The 340-nt window shown below is 63.5% G+C and carries 1 protein-coding gene; it reads right to left on the bottom strand.

The window, feature by feature from the left end; translation table 11 throughout:
- Window positions 1-66: 66 nt before the first annotated feature.
- Window positions 67-340 (bottom strand): helix-turn-helix domain-containing protein (locus BV453_RS01630; protein ID WP_249520706.1); only part of this gene is annotated, 274 nt, incomplete at its 5' end.

The raw sequence follows: 340 nt of genomic DNA, 5'->3' as shown, positions 1-340 counted from the left end.
ATGGTGAGCTGGTCGAGGTCTTTCTCGACGGAGGTGACAGGCATGATCTTCCTTTCGGTTAGTCGGTCAGGTGTCGGTTGAAGCCGGGTCGTCGTCTTCAGCAAGCAGAACGTCGAGACGATCGATGCGCGAACGCCAGACCACCTCGAAGCCGTCGAGCAGGCGCTGCGCCTGGCGGATGCGATCGGGGTTGCCCCGCACCATCCGCTCACGGCCGCGTGGCTCCTTGGTCACCAGCCTCGCCTCCTCCAAAACCGCAACGTGCTTCTGCACCGCCGCGAACGACATGTCGTAAGAGTGCGCCAACTGCGACACCGTGACACCGGCGACGAGTGTGCGG

It is taken from the genome of Microbacterium sp. ER1, assembly GCF_023383675.1.
GTDB lineage: Bacteria > Actinomycetota > Actinomycetes > Actinomycetales > Microbacteriaceae > Microbacterium.
This window is presented reverse-complemented; position numbering and strand designations above follow the sequence as displayed.